Below are 17,231 nucleotides of genomic sequence, written 5' to 3' on the forward strand. Positions count from 1 at the left end.
AGGCACACCTTGATCGAACCAACTCTGCCTGACGCAGAGCTGGCGCGACCGTATGGCGGCCGTGAAGCCCTCCCCGCAGTGGGCTCCGGTATCTACCGCAGTTCCGCGCAAGAGGACAGCTCTCGGCGCCCCCGCACGGGCGCGCTACCAGGCGGCAGAAAGGCACGGGCCGTGGCATCCACGGTCACCTCCCGCCCTGGGTACGGACAGCTGCTGCGCACACGCGGCGCCTGGACCTTCCTGCTTCCCGGCTTCGCCGCACGCCAGCCGTTCGCGATGCTGACCATCTCCATCGTGCTGCTCGTGCAGCACACCACCGGCTCGTACGGAGCTGCCGGCGCCGTCGCCGCCGTAACCGGTGTCTCCATGGCGCTGTTCGCGCCCTTCACGGGGCGTCTCGCCGACCGCCACGGGCAGCGGGCCGTCCTGCTGCCCGGCGTCCTGGTGCACGCCCTGTCCGGCCTCTCCTTGACGGCGCTCGCGCTGACCGACGCCCCCTTGTGGGCGCTTTTCGTCGCCGCCGTGCCGACCGGCGCCTCGGTGCCGCAGGTCGGCCCCATGGTGCGTGCCCGCTGGGGCGTGAAGCTGCAGGGCTCGCCCCTGATGACCACCGCGGCGGCCTTCGAGTCCGTCACGGACGAGCTGACCTTCGTGTTCGGCCCGCTGCTCGCCACGGCGCTGTGCACGGCCGTGGACCCGTCCGCGGGTCTGCTCACCGAGGCCGCGCTGACCCTGATCGGCGGTCTCCTCTTCGCCGCGCAGAAGAGCACCCAGCCCACGGTCGCTCCCGCCGGGCACGCGCGCGTGCAGCACGGTTCCGCGCTGCGGATCCCCGGAGTGCGCGTTCTGATCGTCACCTTCCTGGGCATCGGCTCCGTCTTCGGCGGCATGCAGGTCTCCCTCGCCGCGTTCAGCGAATCGATCGGCGAGCCGGGCCTGAACGGCGTCCTGTACGGCATCTTCGCCGCGGGCAACATGCTCTCCGGCATCGTCTGCGGCGCCATCGCCTGGAAGGTGGCCCCGCAGCGACGGCTCGTCCTCGGGTACGCGGCCCTGGCGCTCGCCGCCTCCGGGCTGTGGGCCGCCCACTCCGTGATCGTGCTCGCCGGGATCGGCCTCCTGGTCGGCATGTGCATCGCTCCGGCCCTGATCACCGGCTACACCCTGGTCGAGGGCCTGGTCCCGCAGGCCGCCCGCACCGAGGCCTTCACCTGGCTGACCGGCGCGGTCGCGCTCGGCCAGGCGGCGGCCGTCACGGTGGCCGGACAGCTGGAGGACCGCCTCTGGGACGGTGCCGGTTTCCTGGTGCCGATGGCCGGTACGGGACTGGCTCTGGTGACGCTGCTGGCCCTGCGGTCACGGCTGGCGACGCGGGCCCCGAGCCGTACCGTCGCACGTGGCGTCGGTCACCGAGTGCCGGTGACAGTGGACTGATCTCGCGGAATACGTCACTATGGACCGTCGTTAGCACTCATTGAGTGAGAGTGCCAGGAGGAAGACAAGTGCCGACCTACCAGTACCAGTGCACCGAGTGCGGCGAGGGCCTCGAGGCGGTGCAGAAGTTCACCGACGATGCCCTGACCGAGTGCCCCAACTGCGATGGCCGCCTGAAGAAGGTGTTCTCGGCCGTCGGCATTGTCTTCAAGGGCTCCGGCTTCTACCGGAACGACAGCCGCGGCTCCTCGTCGAGCAGCTCGCCGGCGTCGTCGAAGCCGTCGACCTCTTCTGCGTCCTCGTCGTCGTCGACCTCCTCGTCGTCGTCCTCGGACTCGAAGTCGTCGGGCACCGGCTCGTCCAGCAGCTCCGCCGCGTAAGACTTCGTAAGGCTTGTCCTTGCACGCGCAGAGGCTTTCGTAGAGCCAGTCCTTACAGGACCCTGTCGTCGTCCGACGGCAGGGTCTTCGGCGTTCCCCCGCCCGGCTAGGGTGCGGTCCATGGCGAACACGGACAACGCACAGAGCCCGGACGGGGAGCAGGCGACAGCCCGGGCCGAGATCGGGGTCATCGGCGGCTCCGGCTTCTACTCCTTCCTCGACGACGTCACCGAGATACAGGTCGACACCCCCTACGGGCCGCCCAGCGACTCCCTCTTCCTCGGCGAGATCGCCGGGCGACGGGTCGCCTTCCTCCCCCGCCACGGCCGCGGCCACCATCTGCCGCCGCACCGCATCAACTACCGGGCCAACCTGTGGGCGCTGCGCTCTGTCGGCGCACGCCAGATCCTCGGGCCCTGCGCGGTGGGCGGGCTGCGGCCGGAGTACGGGCCGGGGACACTGCTCGTGCCGGACCAGGTGGTGGACCGTACGAAGTCGCGGACGCAGACGTACTTCGACGGGATGCCGCTGCCGGACGGCACGGTGCCGAACGTGGTGCATGTGTCGCTGGCCGACCCCTACTGCCCCGTGGGGCGCAAGGTCGCCCTCGAAGCCGCGCGCGGGCGGGACTGGGAGCCGGTGGACGGCGGCACGCTCGTCGTGATCGAGGGGCCGCGGTTCTCCACCCGTGCCGAATCGCTCTGGCACCAGGCGCAGGGATGGTCGGTGGTGGGCATGACCGGCCATCCCGAGGCCGCGCTCGCCCGCGAACTGGAGCTCTGCTACACGTCGTTGAACCTCGTCACCGACCTCGACGCGGGCGCCGAGACCGGCGAGGGCGTCTCGCACGACGAGGTGTTCAAGGTGTTCGCGGCGAATGTGGACCGGCTGCGGGGCGTGCTCTTCGACGCGGTCGCGGGACTGCCGGCGAACGAGACGCGGGACTGTCTGTGCACGACGGCCCTGGGTGGGATGGATCCGGGGTTCACGCTGCCGTAGGACCGCACGCGGGGAGCGGAACTTCCCGTTCGGGTGAGGGAGTTGTCCACAACCCGTCGGTGGTCCACGGGCTCCGACGGGCTTCGCCGCGAGGCCTCATCGTGGGATCGCAAGCCGATCTCTCGTCGCAGGTGGTGGTCACCATGGCACAGCTCTCCCCTCTCGTCCGCCCGCCCGGCACGGACGCGCCTCCGACCTGCGAGGTGCCGCACTTCGCTCCCGTACGCGTACGCGGCGGGCGATATCAGCTGCGGCGCCTCGCACGGCACAGGAGGCGGGCCGTGGCCGCGGGGCTCGCGGTCACGGCGGCGGCCCTCGTGGCGGCGGGCCCCCGTGCCGCCGAGCGGACGCGGGGACATCCGACTGCCGCCTCCGCCACCGCCTCCTCTCCCGTACGCGACCGGCGCGCGGTCGAGACGGTGACGGCGCCGGTGCGGATCTCCGACGGTGCCACGGTGCGGCTGTTGCGGCCGGGCGACCGGGTCGATGTCGTCGCGGCGGACAGCGACGGCGAGGCCCGGGTGGTCGCGGCCGGGGCGCGGGTGACCGAGGTGCCGGACGTCGGCGCCACCGAGACCGGGGCGCTGGTCGTCCTCTCCGTCCCGCGGTCGACGGCGGCGCGGCTGGCCGGCGCGAGCGCCACCGCGCGGCTGGCGGTGACCCTGTGCTGAGTGACGAATCGGTGTCAAGTCTCCCGTTCGAGCTGTCGAATTGGACAGGTCAGGCACGCCCTGCCGTAGGTTGCGGAGCTGTTTGTTCCACAACTTGTGCGGAGGGGGCTCTTTGTGAGCGAGAAGAAGCAACCCGGTGTCTGGGACGGCTTCAAGGCCTTTTTGATGCGTGGCAACGTCGTCGATCTGGCCGTCGCGGTGGTCATCGGCGCGGCCTTCACCAACATCGTCAACTCGGTGGTGAAGGGCGTCATCAACCCGCTGGTGGGTGCGATCGGCACGAAGAACCTCGACAGCTACAGCTCCTGCCTCAAGAGCCCGTGCACCGGCAGCGGGGACAACGCGACGGGCATCCGCATCATGTGGGGCTCGGTGCTCGGCTCGACGCTCAGCTTCGTGATCACCGCGGCCGTCGTCTACTTCCTGATGGTCCTGCCGATGGCCAAGTACCTGGCACGGGTGGAGGCCCGCCGGAAGGCCAAGGAAGGCACGCAGGAAGTCATCGAGGTGACCGAGCTGGAGGTGCTGAAGGAGATCCGCGACGCCCTGGTGGCACAGCGCGGTTCGGGACACAGCCAGGACTGACGGCGAGGATCCGGGCCTGGGCCGAGAATCTCGCGGGCAGGGCCCGGAACCTCGCGGGCGGGGCGCAGATCCTCTCTGGCCGGGCTCGGACGCGGATTCCCAAGGGCCGGGCTCAGATGTGGTGGGGTGGCTTCTCGTCGAGGAAGCGCTTCAGGTCGGCCGCGCTGTCGCCGCCGCTGTCGGCCCGCTCGCCCCACCCACGGTCCGTGTCGTCCGAGGACTGCTGGCTCAGCGGGTCGTCGAAGACCAGCGCCGACTTCGGATCGCCCGGTTCGGGGGCGGGGGCGGTACTCATGCGTCCAGAGTACGCCGAGGGGCTGCCGGCCCACTCCGGCCCGGCCGGGGGCCGCGACGCCCGGGCGGGCGCGGGACCGCAGGCGGACGGCGGGGCAGGCGGCCCGGATGCCGGGGCAGGCCGTGGAGCGGCCGGTGAACAGCCACGGCAGGAGTTCCCGGGAGTTTTCTGCTGTGCTTGGCCGTATGACGTCCAGTACCGCATCCGGTCCCACTCCCCCGCCCCGGCCTGCCCCGCGACGGCCGCTGCGCAGACTGACCGCCCGGGAGCGGGACGAGGCGCACCGGGTCGCGTCGCCGCTGGAGCTCTTCTTCGACCTGTGCTTCGTCGTGGCCATTGCCCAGGCGGGTGTCCAGCTGGTGCACTCCGTCGCCGGGGGACACGCGGGCGAGGGCATCCTCAACTACGCGATGATCTTCTTCGCGATCTGGTGGGCCTGGATGAACTTCACCTGGTTCGCCTCGGCGTACGACAACGACGACGCGCTCTACCGGGTCGTCACGCTGGAGCAGATCGCCGGCGTCCTGGTGCTCGCGGCCGGGGTGTCGCAGGCGTTCGAGAACCACGACTTCCTGCTCGTCTGGCTCGGGTACGTGATCATGCGGTTCGGGATGATCGCGCAGTGGCTGCGGGTGGCGCGGTCCACCGAGGGGGCCGAGAGAACCATGGCGCTGCGGTACGCGGGCGGCGTACTGCTGTGCCAGGCCGGGTGGCTGGGGCTGCTGATCCTGCCGGAGTCCGGCCGCCCCTGGGTGTTCCTGGTCATGGCGATCGTCGAGCTGTGCGTCCCGGTGTACGCGGAGAAGGACTTCACCACGTCCTGGCATCCGCATCACATCTCCGAGCGGTACGGCCTGTTCACCATCATCGTGCTGGGCGAGACGATCGCCGCGGCCACGGTCGCCGTGAAGTCGGGCGTGGACGAGCAAGACGCCCTCGGCGAGCTGCTGCCGATCGCCGCGGGCGGACTGTTGATCGTCTTCTCCGCGTGGTGGATCTACTTCGTGGTGCCGATCCACGGGCATCTGCGGTCGAACAGTCAGGCGTTCCTGTGGGGGTACGGGCACTACCTGATCTTCGCGTCGGCGGCCGCGATCGGTGCGGGCCTGGAGGTCGCGGTCGAGCAGGCGGTCGGCAAGGCGCACATCTCGACGCTCGCGGCGTCCGCCGCGGTGACGCTGCCGACGGCGCTGTACCTGCTCACGGTGTGGGTGCTGCATTCCCGCCACTTCAAGGTGGGCATCGCGCAGCAGATCGTCCTGCCGACCGCCGCGCTGCTGGTCATCCTGTGCACGTTCCTGGGCGACTGGGCGGTGCTCGCGGCGGGCATCGTCTCGGCGCTGGCCGTGGCGGTCGGGGTGGCGTTGACGGCGGGGATGGTCGTGCGGGAAAGGGCGAGGACCGTTTAAGAGGCGAGGACCGCTTGAGGGAGGACCGCTTAAGAGGCGAGGACCGTTCAAGCAGGGAGAGCCGCGCTCCTCCGGAGCTGTGTGGCCACTGAGCCGTGCGGCCCGTGTGCCCGCCGGGCCGTGGAGCCCATGTGCCCCCGCGGAGCCCTGCGGCCCGTGCATCCTCGAGCCGCGAAGCCCATGCCTGCACTGAGCCGTGCGGCCGGGGAACACTGGCGGTATGACAGTTGACGCTCTGACAGATGTGGCGGGCCTGCGGGTGGGGCACGCGACGCGCACGGGGGACGGTTGGCTCACCGGCACCACGGTGGTGCTCGCCCCTGTGGGCGGTGCGATCGCCGCCGTGGACGTACGCGGCGGCGGCCCCGGCACCAAGGAGACGGACGCGCTGGATCCGCGCAACCTCGTGCAGAAGGTCGAGGCGGTCGTGCTGACCGGCGGCAGCGCGTACGGGTTGGACTCCGCGTCGGGCGTGATGGCCTGGCTGGAGGAGCGGGGGCGCGGGGTGCGGGTGGGCCCCGACCCGGCGCATGTCGTGCCGGTCGTGCCCGCCGCCTGTGTCTTCGATCTGGGCCGCGGCGGCGACTTCCGGGCCAGGCCGGACGCGTCCACGGGGCGGGCCGCGGTCGAGGCGGCCGACGCGAGCGAGCCGGGTGCGCCGGTGCCCGAGGGGTGCGTGGGCGCCGGCACGGGGGCGGCGGTCGGGCGGCTCAAGGGCGGGGTCGGGACGGCGAGCGCCGTGCTCGAGTCCGGGATCACGGTGGCGGCGCTGGTGGTGGCCAACGCGGCGGGTTCGGCGATGGAACCGGAAACGGGGGCACTGTACGGGGAGTTGCTGTGGGGGCGCACGACGCTCCCGTCGGTCGAGGTGCACGAGGCGGCCCGGCAGCGGCTTGCCGAGGCGGCCGCGAGGAACGCCCCTCCCCCGCTGAACACCACGCTCGCGGTTGTCGCCACCGACGCCGATCTGACACGCGCGCAGGCGCAGAAGCTTGCGGGTACGGCGCACGACGGGATCGCGCGCGCCGTACGGCCGGTGCATCTCCTGAACGACGGGGACACGGTGTTCACACTGGCCACGGCCGCCCGACCACTCGCCGCAGACAACCCCCTCGCGCTCAACGAGGTCCTCGCGGCGGGCGCGGACCTGGTGACACGCGCGATCGTCCGGGCAGTGCGCGCGGCCAAGTCGGTGGACGGGCAGGGCGGGATGTGGCTGTCGTACGGGGAGCTCTACGGGGACGTCTAGACGGGGCCGGGGCCGGGGCCGGGGGGAGAGAGAGAGGGGTCGGGGGGGGGGGGGAGGCCCCCCGAAAGGGCGATTGTCCCGGTTCTGTCACGTGATGGCGTGCGGAGCAGGCCGAGGGGAACCCATCCCGCTTCGGCTCGCTCTTTCTCCACGCACTGGAGCGGATCACGCACATCACGAGAACTGGGAGCAGCCCGTGACAACGCCGGACATGACAGCGCGGCGCGCACTGGGGGCCTGTGCCGCCCTGATGGTCGGCGCCCTCACCCTCACCGCCTGCGGCGGCAACGCCAACGCCGACAGCAAGAGCGGCAAGGACGGCAAGAACGCGACCAAGACGTCCACCGCGAAGATCGTCATCTCGGCCAAGGACGGTTCGACGGGCGCGTCCATCAACGCGACCGGGGTGAAGGTCAGCGACGGCAGGCTGACCGACCTGAAGATGACGGTGTCCGGGACCGGGACGGCCGTACCCGGGGCGATATCCGCGAACGGCAGCTCCTGGAAGCCGAAGGAGCAGCTGGAGCGGGGGACGAAGTATCAGATCTCGGTGACCGCGAAGGACGCGAATGGGCGGACCTCCGCCGCCAACTCCATCTTCACGACGGTCTCTTCGAGCAACAGTTTCATCGGTACGTACACGCCCGACAACGGCGCCACGGTCGGCGTCGGCATGCCGGTGTCCTTCAACTTCGACAAGGCGATCAGCGACAAGAAGGCCGTGCAGTCGCACATCACGGTCAGTTCCAGCAGCGGACAGCAGGTGGTGGGGCACTGGTTCGGGGCGGATCGGCTCGACTTCCGGCCCGAGGAGTACTGGAAGGCCGGATCCAAGGTCACGATGAAGATCGACCTGGACGGGGTCGAGGGCGCGAACGGCGTCTTCGGCGTACAGAAGAAGACGGTCACCTTCACCATCGGGCGCTCCCAGGTCTCCACGGTCGATGTGAACACGCAGACCATGACGGTGGTGCGGGACGGCAAGACGCTCAAGACGGTTCCGATCTCGGCGGGCAGCCCGCAGCACACCACGTACAACGGGCAGATGGTGATCTCGGAGAAGTTCGTCCAGACGCGGATGAACGGTTCGACGGTCGGTTACGGCGGGGAGTACGACATCCCGGACGTGCCGCACGCGATGCGGCTGACGTCGTCGGGGACGTTCATCCACGGCAACTACTGGTACAACAAGGGCAATCCGCCCTTCGGTCGACAGGGAACCAGCCACGGCTGTGTGGGCCTTGCCGATGCGCAGGGCGCGCAGGGGGACACGACCGCCAAGTGGTTCTACGACAATTCCCTCATCGGGGACGTCGTGACGGTGAAGAACTCGCCCGACAAGACGGTCTCGCCGGACAACGGGCTCAACGGCTGGAACATGTCGTGGAGCGCGTGGACCGCCGGAAGTGCCGTCTGACGAGGGCTTTTTGACGCCCGGGCGGGCCGCGTGGGAACTTGCCGCGCGGCCCGCCCGTTTTCCGTCCGTACGTTTTCTCGGTTCGCGGACATGATGTCCGACCGAGGGGCTACGGTATGCACCCACAAGGTGACATGCAGCAACGCCGGGAGAAACCTTGAGCGTTCCGTACGAGACAGCAGCGTACGAACCACCCGAGTCGCCCGAGTCTCCGGAGGAGCATCTCGCGCGACTCCTCGGTCGCGCCCTGAACTCCTTCGAGCTGCCCGACGAGACGATAAGGCGGCTCGACTGCGCGCTGGCGCACGACAGTTCGCTGCACTCCGCGCACCACAGCGCGGGGCTGCACCGGGAGACGTACCGGCACACCTGGCTGCTCGCCGACGGCTCGGCGGTCACGCTGTGGGAGCTCGTGCACAACACGGCGCCGGGCAGCGAACCGCAGCATGAGGTGTACGTCGACGAGGAGGAGCTGCGCGCCGCCACGGCCCGGCTCCCGCTGCCGCCGGACGCCCCGGACTTCGAACTGCCCGTGCTGGTGCAGCTGTCGCCGATCCCCGAGCCGCGTCACGCGTACGTGCCCGACGACTCGGCCGACCACGCGCGCCGGCTGCTGCGGCGGGCGGAGAACCCGGACCGGCCGGGGGCCGACATCACGTCGCTCCTGCTGCGCGAGGCGTCCGCGCATCAGATCACCCAGGCCTTCGGGCGCCCGTGCCGCGCCGGCCAGGCAGGGCTGTGCTTCTCGCTCTACGAGCACGCGTTCCTGCTGCGCGACGGGCGGGAGATGTCCCTGTGGGAGGTCGAGCACACGGCGACGCCGGACCGACGCCACATGTGCGAGGTGTACGCGACAGAGGACGCGGCGCGGGACGCGATGGAACGGCGCGCGGCACGGCTCGGCTGACACCGCCGCCCGCCCCCACGCATCGCGGCGAGCCCCACGCACCGCCGCCCGCCCTACGCGTCGCGGCGAGCCCACGCACCGCCGCCCGCCCCACACATCGCGGCGAGCCCCACACATCGCGGCGAGTCCCGCGCCCCGCATGTCGCCCACGCAGCGCCCGGCGCCGCACGGCAGCGCCCGCTACGGGCGGCGGCTGTCGCTGAACCGGCGTACCAGGCCCACGAAGGCGGCGTGCTCCTCCGGGGTGAGTTCCACGGACTCCGTGACGGGGCCGGACCGGCGCTGGTCGGGCATGGCCCGGAGCGTGTGGTGGTGGCGTACGGCAGCCTCCATGCGCTTCCGACGCCGGAGGCGTCCCAGGCCGACGAGGCAGATGGCGGTCACCAGGGCGAGGACAGGCAGGCCCACCAACTGGAACATCGACACGTGCTCAGGCATGCGCCCCAGTAGACACCACGGTCCGGGACTTTGGTCCCGGACCGTGATGCATCTCGCAGATGCGGTGAACACCTCACAGATGCCCTAAAGGGGCAGGCGGTTGGCCGTTCAGGCCGCGACCGGCTCCTTCGAGTTGGCCTTGGCCGATATCCCCGCGTCCGCGACCTCCGTGGCGGCACCCACAGGGGCCTGCTTCCGCATGCCCTTGAGGACGACCACCAAGGCGGTGGTGACACAGACACCGGCCGCGATGGCGATCAGGTAGAGGAACGGGTTGCCGATCAGCGGGACCACGAAGATGCCGCCGTGCGGGGCGCGCAGCGTGGCGCCGAAGGCCATCGACAGGGCACCGGTGACCGCGCCGCCCACCATGGCGGAGGGGATGACGCGGAGCGGGTCGGCGGCCGCGAACGGGATCGCGCCCTCCGAGATGAAGGAGGCGCCCAGGACCCACGCCGCCTTGCCGTTCTCGCGCTCGGTCTGGGTGAAGAGCTTGCCGCGCACGGTCGTCGCCAGCGCCATGGCGAGCGGCGGGACCATACCGGCCGCCATCACCGCGGCCATGATCTTCATGGCCGAGTCGCTGGGGCTCGCGACCGCGATACCGGCGGTGGCGAAGGTGTACGCGACCTTGTTGACCGGGCCGCCGAGGTCGAAGCACATCATCAGGCCGAGCAGCATGCCGAGCAGGACGGCGTTGGTGCCGGTGAGGCCGTTCAGCCAGTCGGTCATGCCCTTCTGGGCGGAGGCGATGGGCTTGCCGATCACCACGAACATCAGGAACCCGACGATCGCGGCGGAGATCAGTGGGATCACCACCACCGGCATGATGCCGCGCAACGCCGCCGGGATCTTGACCTTCTGGATCCCGATCACCACACCACCGGCGATGAGACCGGCGGCCAGACCACCGAGGAAGCCCGCGTTGATGGTGAGGGAGATCGCGCCGCCGACGAAGCCGGGCACGAGGCCTGGCCGGTCCGCCATGCCGTACGCGATGTAGCCGGCCAGGACCGGGACGAGGAAGCCGAAGGAGACGACGCCGATCTGGAAGAACAGCGCGCCCCAGCTGTCCGCCTGGGTCCACAGGAAGTGGTCCATGACCGACGGCGCCTTGTTGATCTTGTAGCCGCCGATCGCGAAGCCGAGGGCGATCAGCAGACCGCCCGCCGCGACGAACGGGACCATGTAACTCACGCCGGACATCAGCCACTTGCGGAGCTTGGTGCCGTAGCCCTCGCCGGACTCACCGGCGCGCTCCACGGGTGTGCCGGGGGCGGAGCCCGCGGTCACCTCGCCGCGTGCGGCCTTGCCCCGCACTTCGGAGATCAGTTCGGCGGGCTTGTTGATGCCCGCCTTCACACCGACGTCGACCGTCGGCTTGCCGGCGAAGCGGTCCTTGTCCCGTACGGGCACGTCGTGCGCGAAGATCACGCCGTCCGCGGCGGCGATGACCGCCGGGTCGAGCCGGGTGAAACCGGCCGAGCCCTGCGTCTCGACGGCGACCTCGACGCCCGCCTCGCGGCCCGCGTTCTCCAGCGACTCGGCCGCCATGTAGGTGTGCGCGATACCGGTGGGGCAGGAGGTGACGGCGACGATACGGAACGGCTGCGCGCCCTCCGCGTCGGTGGCACCCGGCACCGGGGCGATTCCGTCATCGACGGTCGCGCCCGGCACCGGGGCCTTGCCGTCCGTGACGGTGCCGGCGGAGGCCGCCGCATTCGACACCGTCGCGGAGTCCTGGGAGGCGGCCGGGGTCTCGGCCGCCGGGGGCTCCTCCCCGCGGATGAGCGCTGCCGCGGCCGCCGCGTCGTCCACGGCCCGCAGCGCGGAGGTGAACTCGGCGTTCATCAGCTGACGGGCGAGGGACGACAGGATCGTGAGGTGGGCGTCGTCCGCGCCGGCCGGGGCGGCGATCAGGAAGATCAGGTCGGCGGGCCCGTCCGGCGCGCCGAAGTCGATCCCGGCCGCACTGCGTCCGAAGGCGAGCGTCGGCTCGGTGACGTGTTCGCTCCGGCAGTGCGGGATACCGATGCCGCCGTCCAGGCCGGTCGGCATCTGCGCCTCGCGGGCGGCCACGTCGGCGAGGAAGCCGTCGAGGTCGGTGACCCGACCCTGGGCGACCATGCGCTCGGCGAGGGCGCGCGCCGCCGCTTCCTTCGTATCGGCGGACAGGTCGAGGTCGACCAGGTCCGCGGTGATCATCTCGCTCATCGCGGGCTCCTTCGCACGCGTATCGCCCGGGGGGTGGTGTGGGCGGGGGTGGGGACGGGGGTGTTGCGCTCAGCGGGGACAGAGGTGACAGGGGAGAGAGGGGTGAGAGGAGTGGTGCGGTGAGTGGAAGAGGCGGGGCCGGGGAAACCCCGCCTCTCCTCGGCGGCGGGACCGGGGGGATCCCACCTCCGTATGGCTGCGGCGGGGAAGGGGAGACCCCGCCGCTTCAGGGCCTGTTCAGGGGGCGTACGGGACGGGCGTGCCGCCGGGCTCACCAGACCCGTACGCGATCCGGCGTGCATGGCGCGCACGCCGCCAGCAAGCGATCCGTGCACGCCGTGAGGGGCGCGCAGGCCGTGAGGAAGCGACCCGCGCAGACCGTGACGAAGAGATCCGTGCACGCCGTAGCGAAGTGAGCCGCACGCGCGGCAGCGAGGTGAGCCGTGCCGGCCGTGGCGCAGCCGGCCGCACTCGCCGTCGGGAAGCGATCCGCGCGCGCCGGAGATAAGCGATCCGGTGTTCATGACACGGGCTCCGTGAGTACGAGGTCCACCGGGACCTCCGACGTGACGGTCACGGCGGAGGGGTCGAGGTCGGCCGGGCCCGGCATCACGCTGCCGGGGAGTTGGACGGCCGCGGCGCCGTGGGCGACGGCGGAGGCGAGGGCCTCGGGGCCGTTGCCGCCGGCGATCAGGAAGCCGGCGAGCGAGGAGTCGCCGGCGCCCACGTTGCTGCGTACGACATCGACGCGCGCGCTGCCGAACCACGCACCCGTCGCGTCCACGAGCAACTGCCCGTCGGCGCCGAGGCTCGCGAGCACGGCGCGCGCGCCCAGCTCGCGCAACTCCTCGGCCGCCTTCACCGCGTCGCCCACCGTCGCGAGGGGGCGCCCGACGGCTTCCGCGAGCTCCTCGGCGTTGGGCTTCACCACGTCGGGCCGCTCGCGCAGCGCCGCGAGCAGCGCCGGGCCCGAGGTGTCCAGCGCGATCCGGGCGCCCGCCGCGTGCGCGCGGGCGACGAGGTCGGCGTACCAGGACGGGGCGAGCCCGCGCGGCAGGCTGCCGCAGCAGGTGATCCAGTCGGTGTCGCCGGCGCGGTACTGCTGCCGGACGGTCTCCAGGAGGAGTTCGGCCTCGGTGGCGGAGAGTTCGGGGCCGGGGGCGTTGATCTTCGTCAGGGTGCCGTCGGGTTCGGCGACCGAGATGTTCGAGCGGGTGGCTCCGGCGACCGGGACCGGCGCGACCTCGATGCCTTGTGCGTCGAGCAGGTCGGCGACGAGTGCGCCGGGCGCACCGCCCAGGGGCAGTACGGCGACCGTGCGCTGTCCGGCGGCCGCGACCGCGCGCGAGACGTTCACGCCCTTGCCGCCCGGGTCCATGCGTTCGCCGGTGGCCCGGATGACCTCGCCGCGGTCGAGCGACGGGACCTCGTACGTACGGTCGAGGGACGGGTTGGGGGTGACGGTGAGGATCATGCGCACTCGTTTCTCAACACACGGCACTTTCGTGCCGCTTGGACAACGCGGTACTTTCGCGCCGCTTGCCGCTCTACACACACAGCACTTCGGTGCCACCGCGCTCGATGGTGGCGGCGTCTTCGGGGCTCAGCCCCCGGTCGGTGATCAGCAGGTCCACATCGCTCAGGTCGCCGAAGCGGGCGAAGTGCTCCTGGCCGCTCTTGGAGGAGTCGGCGAGCAGCACCACGCGGCGCGCGGCACGCATGGTCGCGCGCTTGACGGCTGCCTCGGCGAGGTCGGGGGTGGTCAGTCCGTAGTCGGCGGAGAAGCCGTTGGCTGCGATGAACAGCACATCGGCACGGATCTCGCCGTACGCACGCAGCGCCCAGGCGTCCACGGCGGCGCGCGTACGGTGCCGTACGCGCCCCCCGACGAGATGGAGCTGGATGCCGGGGTGGTCCGCGAGACGGGCCGCGATCGGCAGGCTGTGGGTGACCACGGTGAGCGTCGCCTCCAGGGGCAGCGCCCCGGCGAGGCGGGCGATCGTCGAGCCCGCGTCCAGGATCACCGTGCCGTCGGTCGGCAGCTCGGCGACCGCGGCCTCGGCGATGCGGTCCTTCTGGTCGGCCGCGGTGGACTCGCGCTCGGCGAGGTCGGGCTCGAAGTCCAGGCGCCCGGCCGGTATCGCGCCACCGTGCACACGGCGTACGAGACCCGCGCGGTCCAGGGTCTTCAGGTCCCGGCGGATGGTCTCCGCGGTGACCTGGAACTCCTCCGCCAGGGACAGCACGTCCACCCGGCCGCCGTCACGGGCGAGCCGGAGAATCTCCTGCTGCCGCTCCGGTGCGTACATGTCCGTTCGCCTCCGCTTGATGCCCGAACCTGTGGTTTCAATCGGAGGCTACGCCCGGATTTCCGGAAAGTAAACAGGCTCGGGCGCGATGTGGGCACAAACGGGCTTCGGGCACGTCCCTCCTGCCACAATGGCGCTCATCCGAAACAGCGCTGCCCGGCGGTTTGCGCACGAGCGCAACCCGCCGGGCAGTCCGGCCGAAGTCCGGGCAGAGGTCAGGAGACGAGCATCGGCTCCTTCTCTCCCTCCGGGACGTCGACCGCCTCCACGCTCTCCGCAGAGGATCGACGCGGCAGCGCGAACATCAGCAGGAAGATGACCGCCATCACCACCGCGACCCAGCCCAGCGCGTACTGGAAGGCGTGCACGAAGGCGGGGCCCACCTGCGCCGGGGTCAGCCGGTCGCCGATCTCGCCGAAGAAGAGGACCGACACCAGCCCGAGTCCCAGCGCGTTGCCCATCTGCTGCACGGTGTTGATGAGCCCGGACGCCGAACCGGAGTGCTCGCGCGGGACCTCCGACAGCACCGCGTCCGTCAGCGGGGCCACGATGAAGCCCATGCCCGTGCCCATGACCACCAGCGGAAGCGCCATCTGCCAGGAGGCGATGGACATCCCGTACCGGTCGGACTCCCAGATGTAGAGCAGCACTCCGAGGGCCATGATCAGCGCGCCCGCCTGCAGCACCTTGCGTCCGAAGCGCGGCACCAGCAGCTGCACCGACATGCCGGCGGCCGCCGACACGGCGATCGAGAACGGCACTCCGGTCAGGCCCGCCCGCAGCAGGCTCCAGCCGAGACCGATCTGCAGGTACAGCGTCCAGACCAGGAAGAAGATGCCGAGCGCGACGCCGAAGACGGTCTGTACGGCGATACCCGCCGCGAAGCTCTTCACCTTGAACAGGGAGAGCTCGACGAGAGGGGAACCGTCGATCCGCGTCTTGCGCTTCTCGTACGCCACCAGCGCCGCGAAGACGACGAGGGCGCCGACCATCGACACGTACCCCCACAGCGGCCAGCCCAGCTCACGACCGCGGGTCAGCGGGTAGAGCAGCATCAGCAGACCGAGGGTGACGAGAGCGACGCCGACGAGGTCGAGCTTCAGCGCCTTCGGCGCCTTGGACTCGCTGATGAACCGGCTGCCCAGGATCAACGCGGCCACGCCCACCGGCAGGTTGATGAGGAAGATCGGCCGCCATTCCAGACCGAAGAGGTTCCACTCGGTGAGCAGTGCGCCGAGGAGAGGACCGGACACGGCTCCCAGCCCGACGATCGCTCCGAACAGCCCGAACACCTTGCCGCGCTCGTGCGCCGGGAAGGTGGCGTGCACGATCGACAGCACCTGCGGCACCATCATCGCGGCCATCCCGCCCTGCAGGATGCGCGAGGCGACGAGCATCTCCGGGTTCGCGGCGAAGCCGCACAGGGCCGAGGCGATCGTGAAACCGCCTATGCCGAGGAGGAAGAGCCGCTTGCGGCCGTGGATGTCGCCGAGCCGCCCACCGGTGATCAGCCCGGCGGCGAAGGCCAGCGCATAGCCCGCAGTGATCCACTGGATCTGGCTGAACGAGGCGCCGGCGTCCTTCTGGATCGACGGGATGGCGATGTTGACGATCGTGACGTCGACCAGGTCCATGAAGGCCGCGGTCATCACGATGGCGAGGGCGAACCAACGCCGTCGGTCGGCCACGTCGGCCGGGCTGTTGAGAGTGGTCTCGGTGGAGGTCATGTCTCAAAGCTACGGCCTTATTAGGTCAGATCATGTCCTAGTTGTGCGGCATCCTCGAACTCATGACAACGGATACGCCGGCCCGGCTTCTCCAGCTCCTGTCCCTCCTCCAGACGCCCCGCGAATGGCCCGGCGGTGAGCTCTCCGAGCGGCTCGGGGTCTCCCGTCGCACCGTCCGGCGGGACATCGACCGGCTACGTGAGCTGGGCTATCCGGTGCAGGCGACCAAGGGCGCCGACGGCGGGTACCGGCTGGTGGCGGGGAAGGCGATGCCGCCGCTGGTGCTCGACGACGAGGAGGCCGTGGCGATCGCGGTGGGCCTGCGGGCCGGCGCCGGGCACGCCGTCGAGGGCGTGGACGAGGCATCGGTGCGGGCGCTGGCCAAGCTGGAACAGGTGCTGCCGTCCCGCCTGCGGCACCGCGTCGCCACACTCCAAGCCGCGACCACGCCGCTGACCAGCGGAGACGGGGCGAGTATCGCGCCCGAGACGCTGACCGTGATGGCGTCGTGCGTCGCCGGGCGGGAGCGGCTGCGGTTCGCGTACCGCTCCGGGGACGGGACGCCGTCGCGACGGCTGACCGAGCCGTACCGGCTCGTCTCCACCGGCCGTCGCTGGTACCTCGTCGCCTACGACCTCGATCGCGAGGACTGGCGTACCTTCCGCGTCGACCGGGTCGCCGAGCCCTTCCCGACAGGGGCACGGTTCACGCCGCGCGAACTGCCCACGGGCAGCGCGGCGGAGTATCTGCGGCAGTCGATGTTCCGACGTCAGCAGACGTACGAGTTCGAGGTCACCTTCGCCGCGCCCGCCGAGTTCGTCGCGGCGCGCCTGCCCGCCTGGCTCGGCGCGCCCGAGCCGATCGACGACCACAGCTGCCGGCTGCGGTCCTCCGCGGGCGACTCCGTCGAGTGGCTGGCAGTGCGGATAGCGATGGTCGACTGCGAGTTCGAGGTCCGGGAGCCACCGGAACTGGTGGGATATCTACGTGAGTTGGGCGGCCGCCTGACACGAGCGGCGGGCGACCCGGACCAGGAACCGGGCCTCGCCGCGCCGTGACGTACACGGGCCGCGGCGCGGGGAACTGCTTTTAGGGGCGCGGGGAACTGCGCGACAAGCCCCCACCCACCCGCAGCCGAAAAACGACCCGGGGGGTCTGGGGGCACAGCCCCCAGGTACGGGACGGGTAGGGGCGGAG

The 17,231-nt window shown here is 71.0% G+C and carries 16 protein-coding genes; 10 read left to right on the top strand and 6 right to left on the bottom strand.

Translation table 11 applies throughout. The features are described 5' to 3' along the window. Positions 1-171: 171 nt before the first annotated feature. From AB5J53_RS21215 to mscL, 5 genes are all read left to right on the top strand, one after another. Positions 172-1,434, top strand: coding sequence for an MFS transporter (locus AB5J53_RS21215; RefSeq protein ID WP_369247238.1), 1,263 nt, complete (start codon positions 172-174; stop codon positions 1,432-1,434). 68 nt (positions 1,435-1,502) lie between these two features. Then, the gene (locus tag AB5J53_RS21220) at positions 1,503-1,814 is read left to right on the top strand and encodes an FmdB family zinc ribbon protein (RefSeq protein ID WP_369247239.1); all 312 of its coding nucleotides are present in this window, start codon (positions 1,503-1,505) and stop codon (positions 1,812-1,814) included. A gap of 120 nt (positions 1,815-1,934) precedes the next feature. Further along, positions 1,935-2,813: an S-methyl-5'-thioadenosine phosphorylase gene (locus tag AB5J53_RS21225; protein ID WP_369247240.1), complete on the top strand. Its 879-nt coding sequence runs from the start codon at positions 1,935-1,937 to the stop codon at positions 2,811-2,813. Positions 2,814-2,956: 143 nt separating this feature from the next. Then, complete coding sequence (locus AB5J53_RS21230; protein WP_369247241.1) at positions 2,957-3,484, top strand: hypothetical protein; 528 nt, start codon at positions 2,957-2,959, stop codon at positions 3,482-3,484. Positions 3,485-3,598: 114 nt separating this feature from the next. Continuing rightward, positions 3,599-4,069 carry a large conductance mechanosensitive channel protein MscL gene (gene mscL / locus AB5J53_RS21235; RefSeq protein ID WP_369247242.1) on the top strand — a complete coding sequence of 157 codons (471 nt, stop codon included), beginning with the start codon at positions 3,599-3,601 and terminating at the stop codon, positions 4,067-4,069. Between the two features lie 112 nt (positions 4,070-4,181). Here mscL and AB5J53_RS21240 read toward each other — a convergent pair whose 3' ends face one another. Continuing rightward, positions 4,182-4,364 (bottom strand): hypothetical protein, encoded by a 183-nt coding sequence (locus tag AB5J53_RS21240; protein WP_369247243.1) that lies wholly within the window; start codon positions 4,362-4,364, stop codon positions 4,182-4,184. Positions 4,365-4,549: 185 nt separating this feature from the next. Between AB5J53_RS21240 and AB5J53_RS21245 the strand changes: the two genes are divergently transcribed. The 4 genes from AB5J53_RS21245 (at position 4,550) to AB5J53_RS21260 (ending at position 9,346) form a co-directional block, all read left to right on the top strand. Beyond that, positions 4,550-5,773 carry a low temperature requirement protein A gene (locus AB5J53_RS21245; RefSeq protein WP_369247244.1) on the top strand — a complete coding sequence of 408 codons (1,224 nt, stop codon included), beginning with the start codon at positions 4,550-4,552 and terminating at the stop codon, positions 5,771-5,773. Between the two features lie 220 nt (positions 5,774-5,993). Beyond that, positions 5,994-7,022, top strand: coding sequence for a P1 family peptidase (locus tag AB5J53_RS21250; protein WP_369247245.1), 1,029 nt, complete (start codon positions 5,994-5,996; stop codon positions 7,020-7,022). Positions 7,023-7,218: 196 nt separating this feature from the next. Next, on the top strand, positions 7,219-8,439 hold the full coding sequence (locus tag AB5J53_RS21255) for an Ig-like domain-containing protein (protein ID WP_369247246.1): 1,221 nt from the start codon (positions 7,219-7,221) through the stop codon (positions 8,437-8,439). Positions 8,440-8,596: 157 nt separating this feature from the next. Continuing rightward, entirely contained in the window at positions 8,597-9,346 is a 750-nt protein-coding gene (locus AB5J53_RS21260) for a DUF6227 family protein (RefSeq protein WP_369247247.1), read from the top strand. A 180-nt stretch (positions 9,347-9,526) separates the two neighbouring features. Here AB5J53_RS21260 and AB5J53_RS21265 read toward each other — a convergent pair whose 3' ends face one another. From AB5J53_RS21265 to AB5J53_RS21285, 5 genes are all read right to left on the bottom strand, one after another. After that, complete coding sequence (locus tag AB5J53_RS21265) at positions 9,527-9,784, bottom strand: hypothetical protein (RefSeq protein ID WP_369247248.1); 258 nt, start codon at positions 9,782-9,784, stop codon at positions 9,527-9,529. A gap of 108 nt (positions 9,785-9,892) precedes the next feature. Beyond that, complete coding sequence (locus tag AB5J53_RS21270; protein ID WP_369247249.1) at positions 9,893-11,998, bottom strand: fructose-specific PTS transporter subunit EIIC; 2,106 nt, start codon at positions 11,996-11,998, stop codon at positions 9,893-9,895. 520 nt (positions 11,999-12,518) lie between these two features. After that, a complete protein-coding gene (pfkB, locus tag AB5J53_RS21275) occupies positions 12,519-13,472 on the bottom strand; it encodes a 1-phosphofructokinase (RefSeq protein ID WP_369247250.1) in 954 nt (317 codons plus the stop codon). A gap of 73 nt (positions 13,473-13,545) precedes the next feature. Further along, entirely contained in the window at positions 13,546-14,307 is a 762-nt protein-coding gene (locus tag AB5J53_RS21280; protein WP_369247251.1) for a DeoR/GlpR family DNA-binding transcription regulator, read from the bottom strand. Positions 14,308-14,522: 215 nt separating this feature from the next. Then, positions 14,523-16,034 (bottom strand): MFS transporter, encoded by a 1,512-nt coding sequence (locus AB5J53_RS21285; protein ID WP_369247252.1) that lies wholly within the window; start codon positions 16,032-16,034, stop codon positions 14,523-14,525. Positions 16,035-16,096: 62 nt separating this feature from the next. Between AB5J53_RS21285 and AB5J53_RS21290 the strand changes: the two genes are divergently transcribed. Beyond that, positions 16,097-17,092, top strand: coding sequence for a helix-turn-helix transcriptional regulator (locus AB5J53_RS21290; RefSeq protein ID WP_369247253.1), 996 nt, complete (start codon positions 16,097-16,099; stop codon positions 17,090-17,092). Positions 17,093-17,231: the final 139 nt, after the last annotated feature.

It is taken from the genome of Streptomyces sp. R41, assembly GCF_041053055.1.
Classification (GTDB): domain Bacteria; phylum Actinomycetota; class Actinomycetes; order Streptomycetales; family Streptomycetaceae; genus Streptomyces.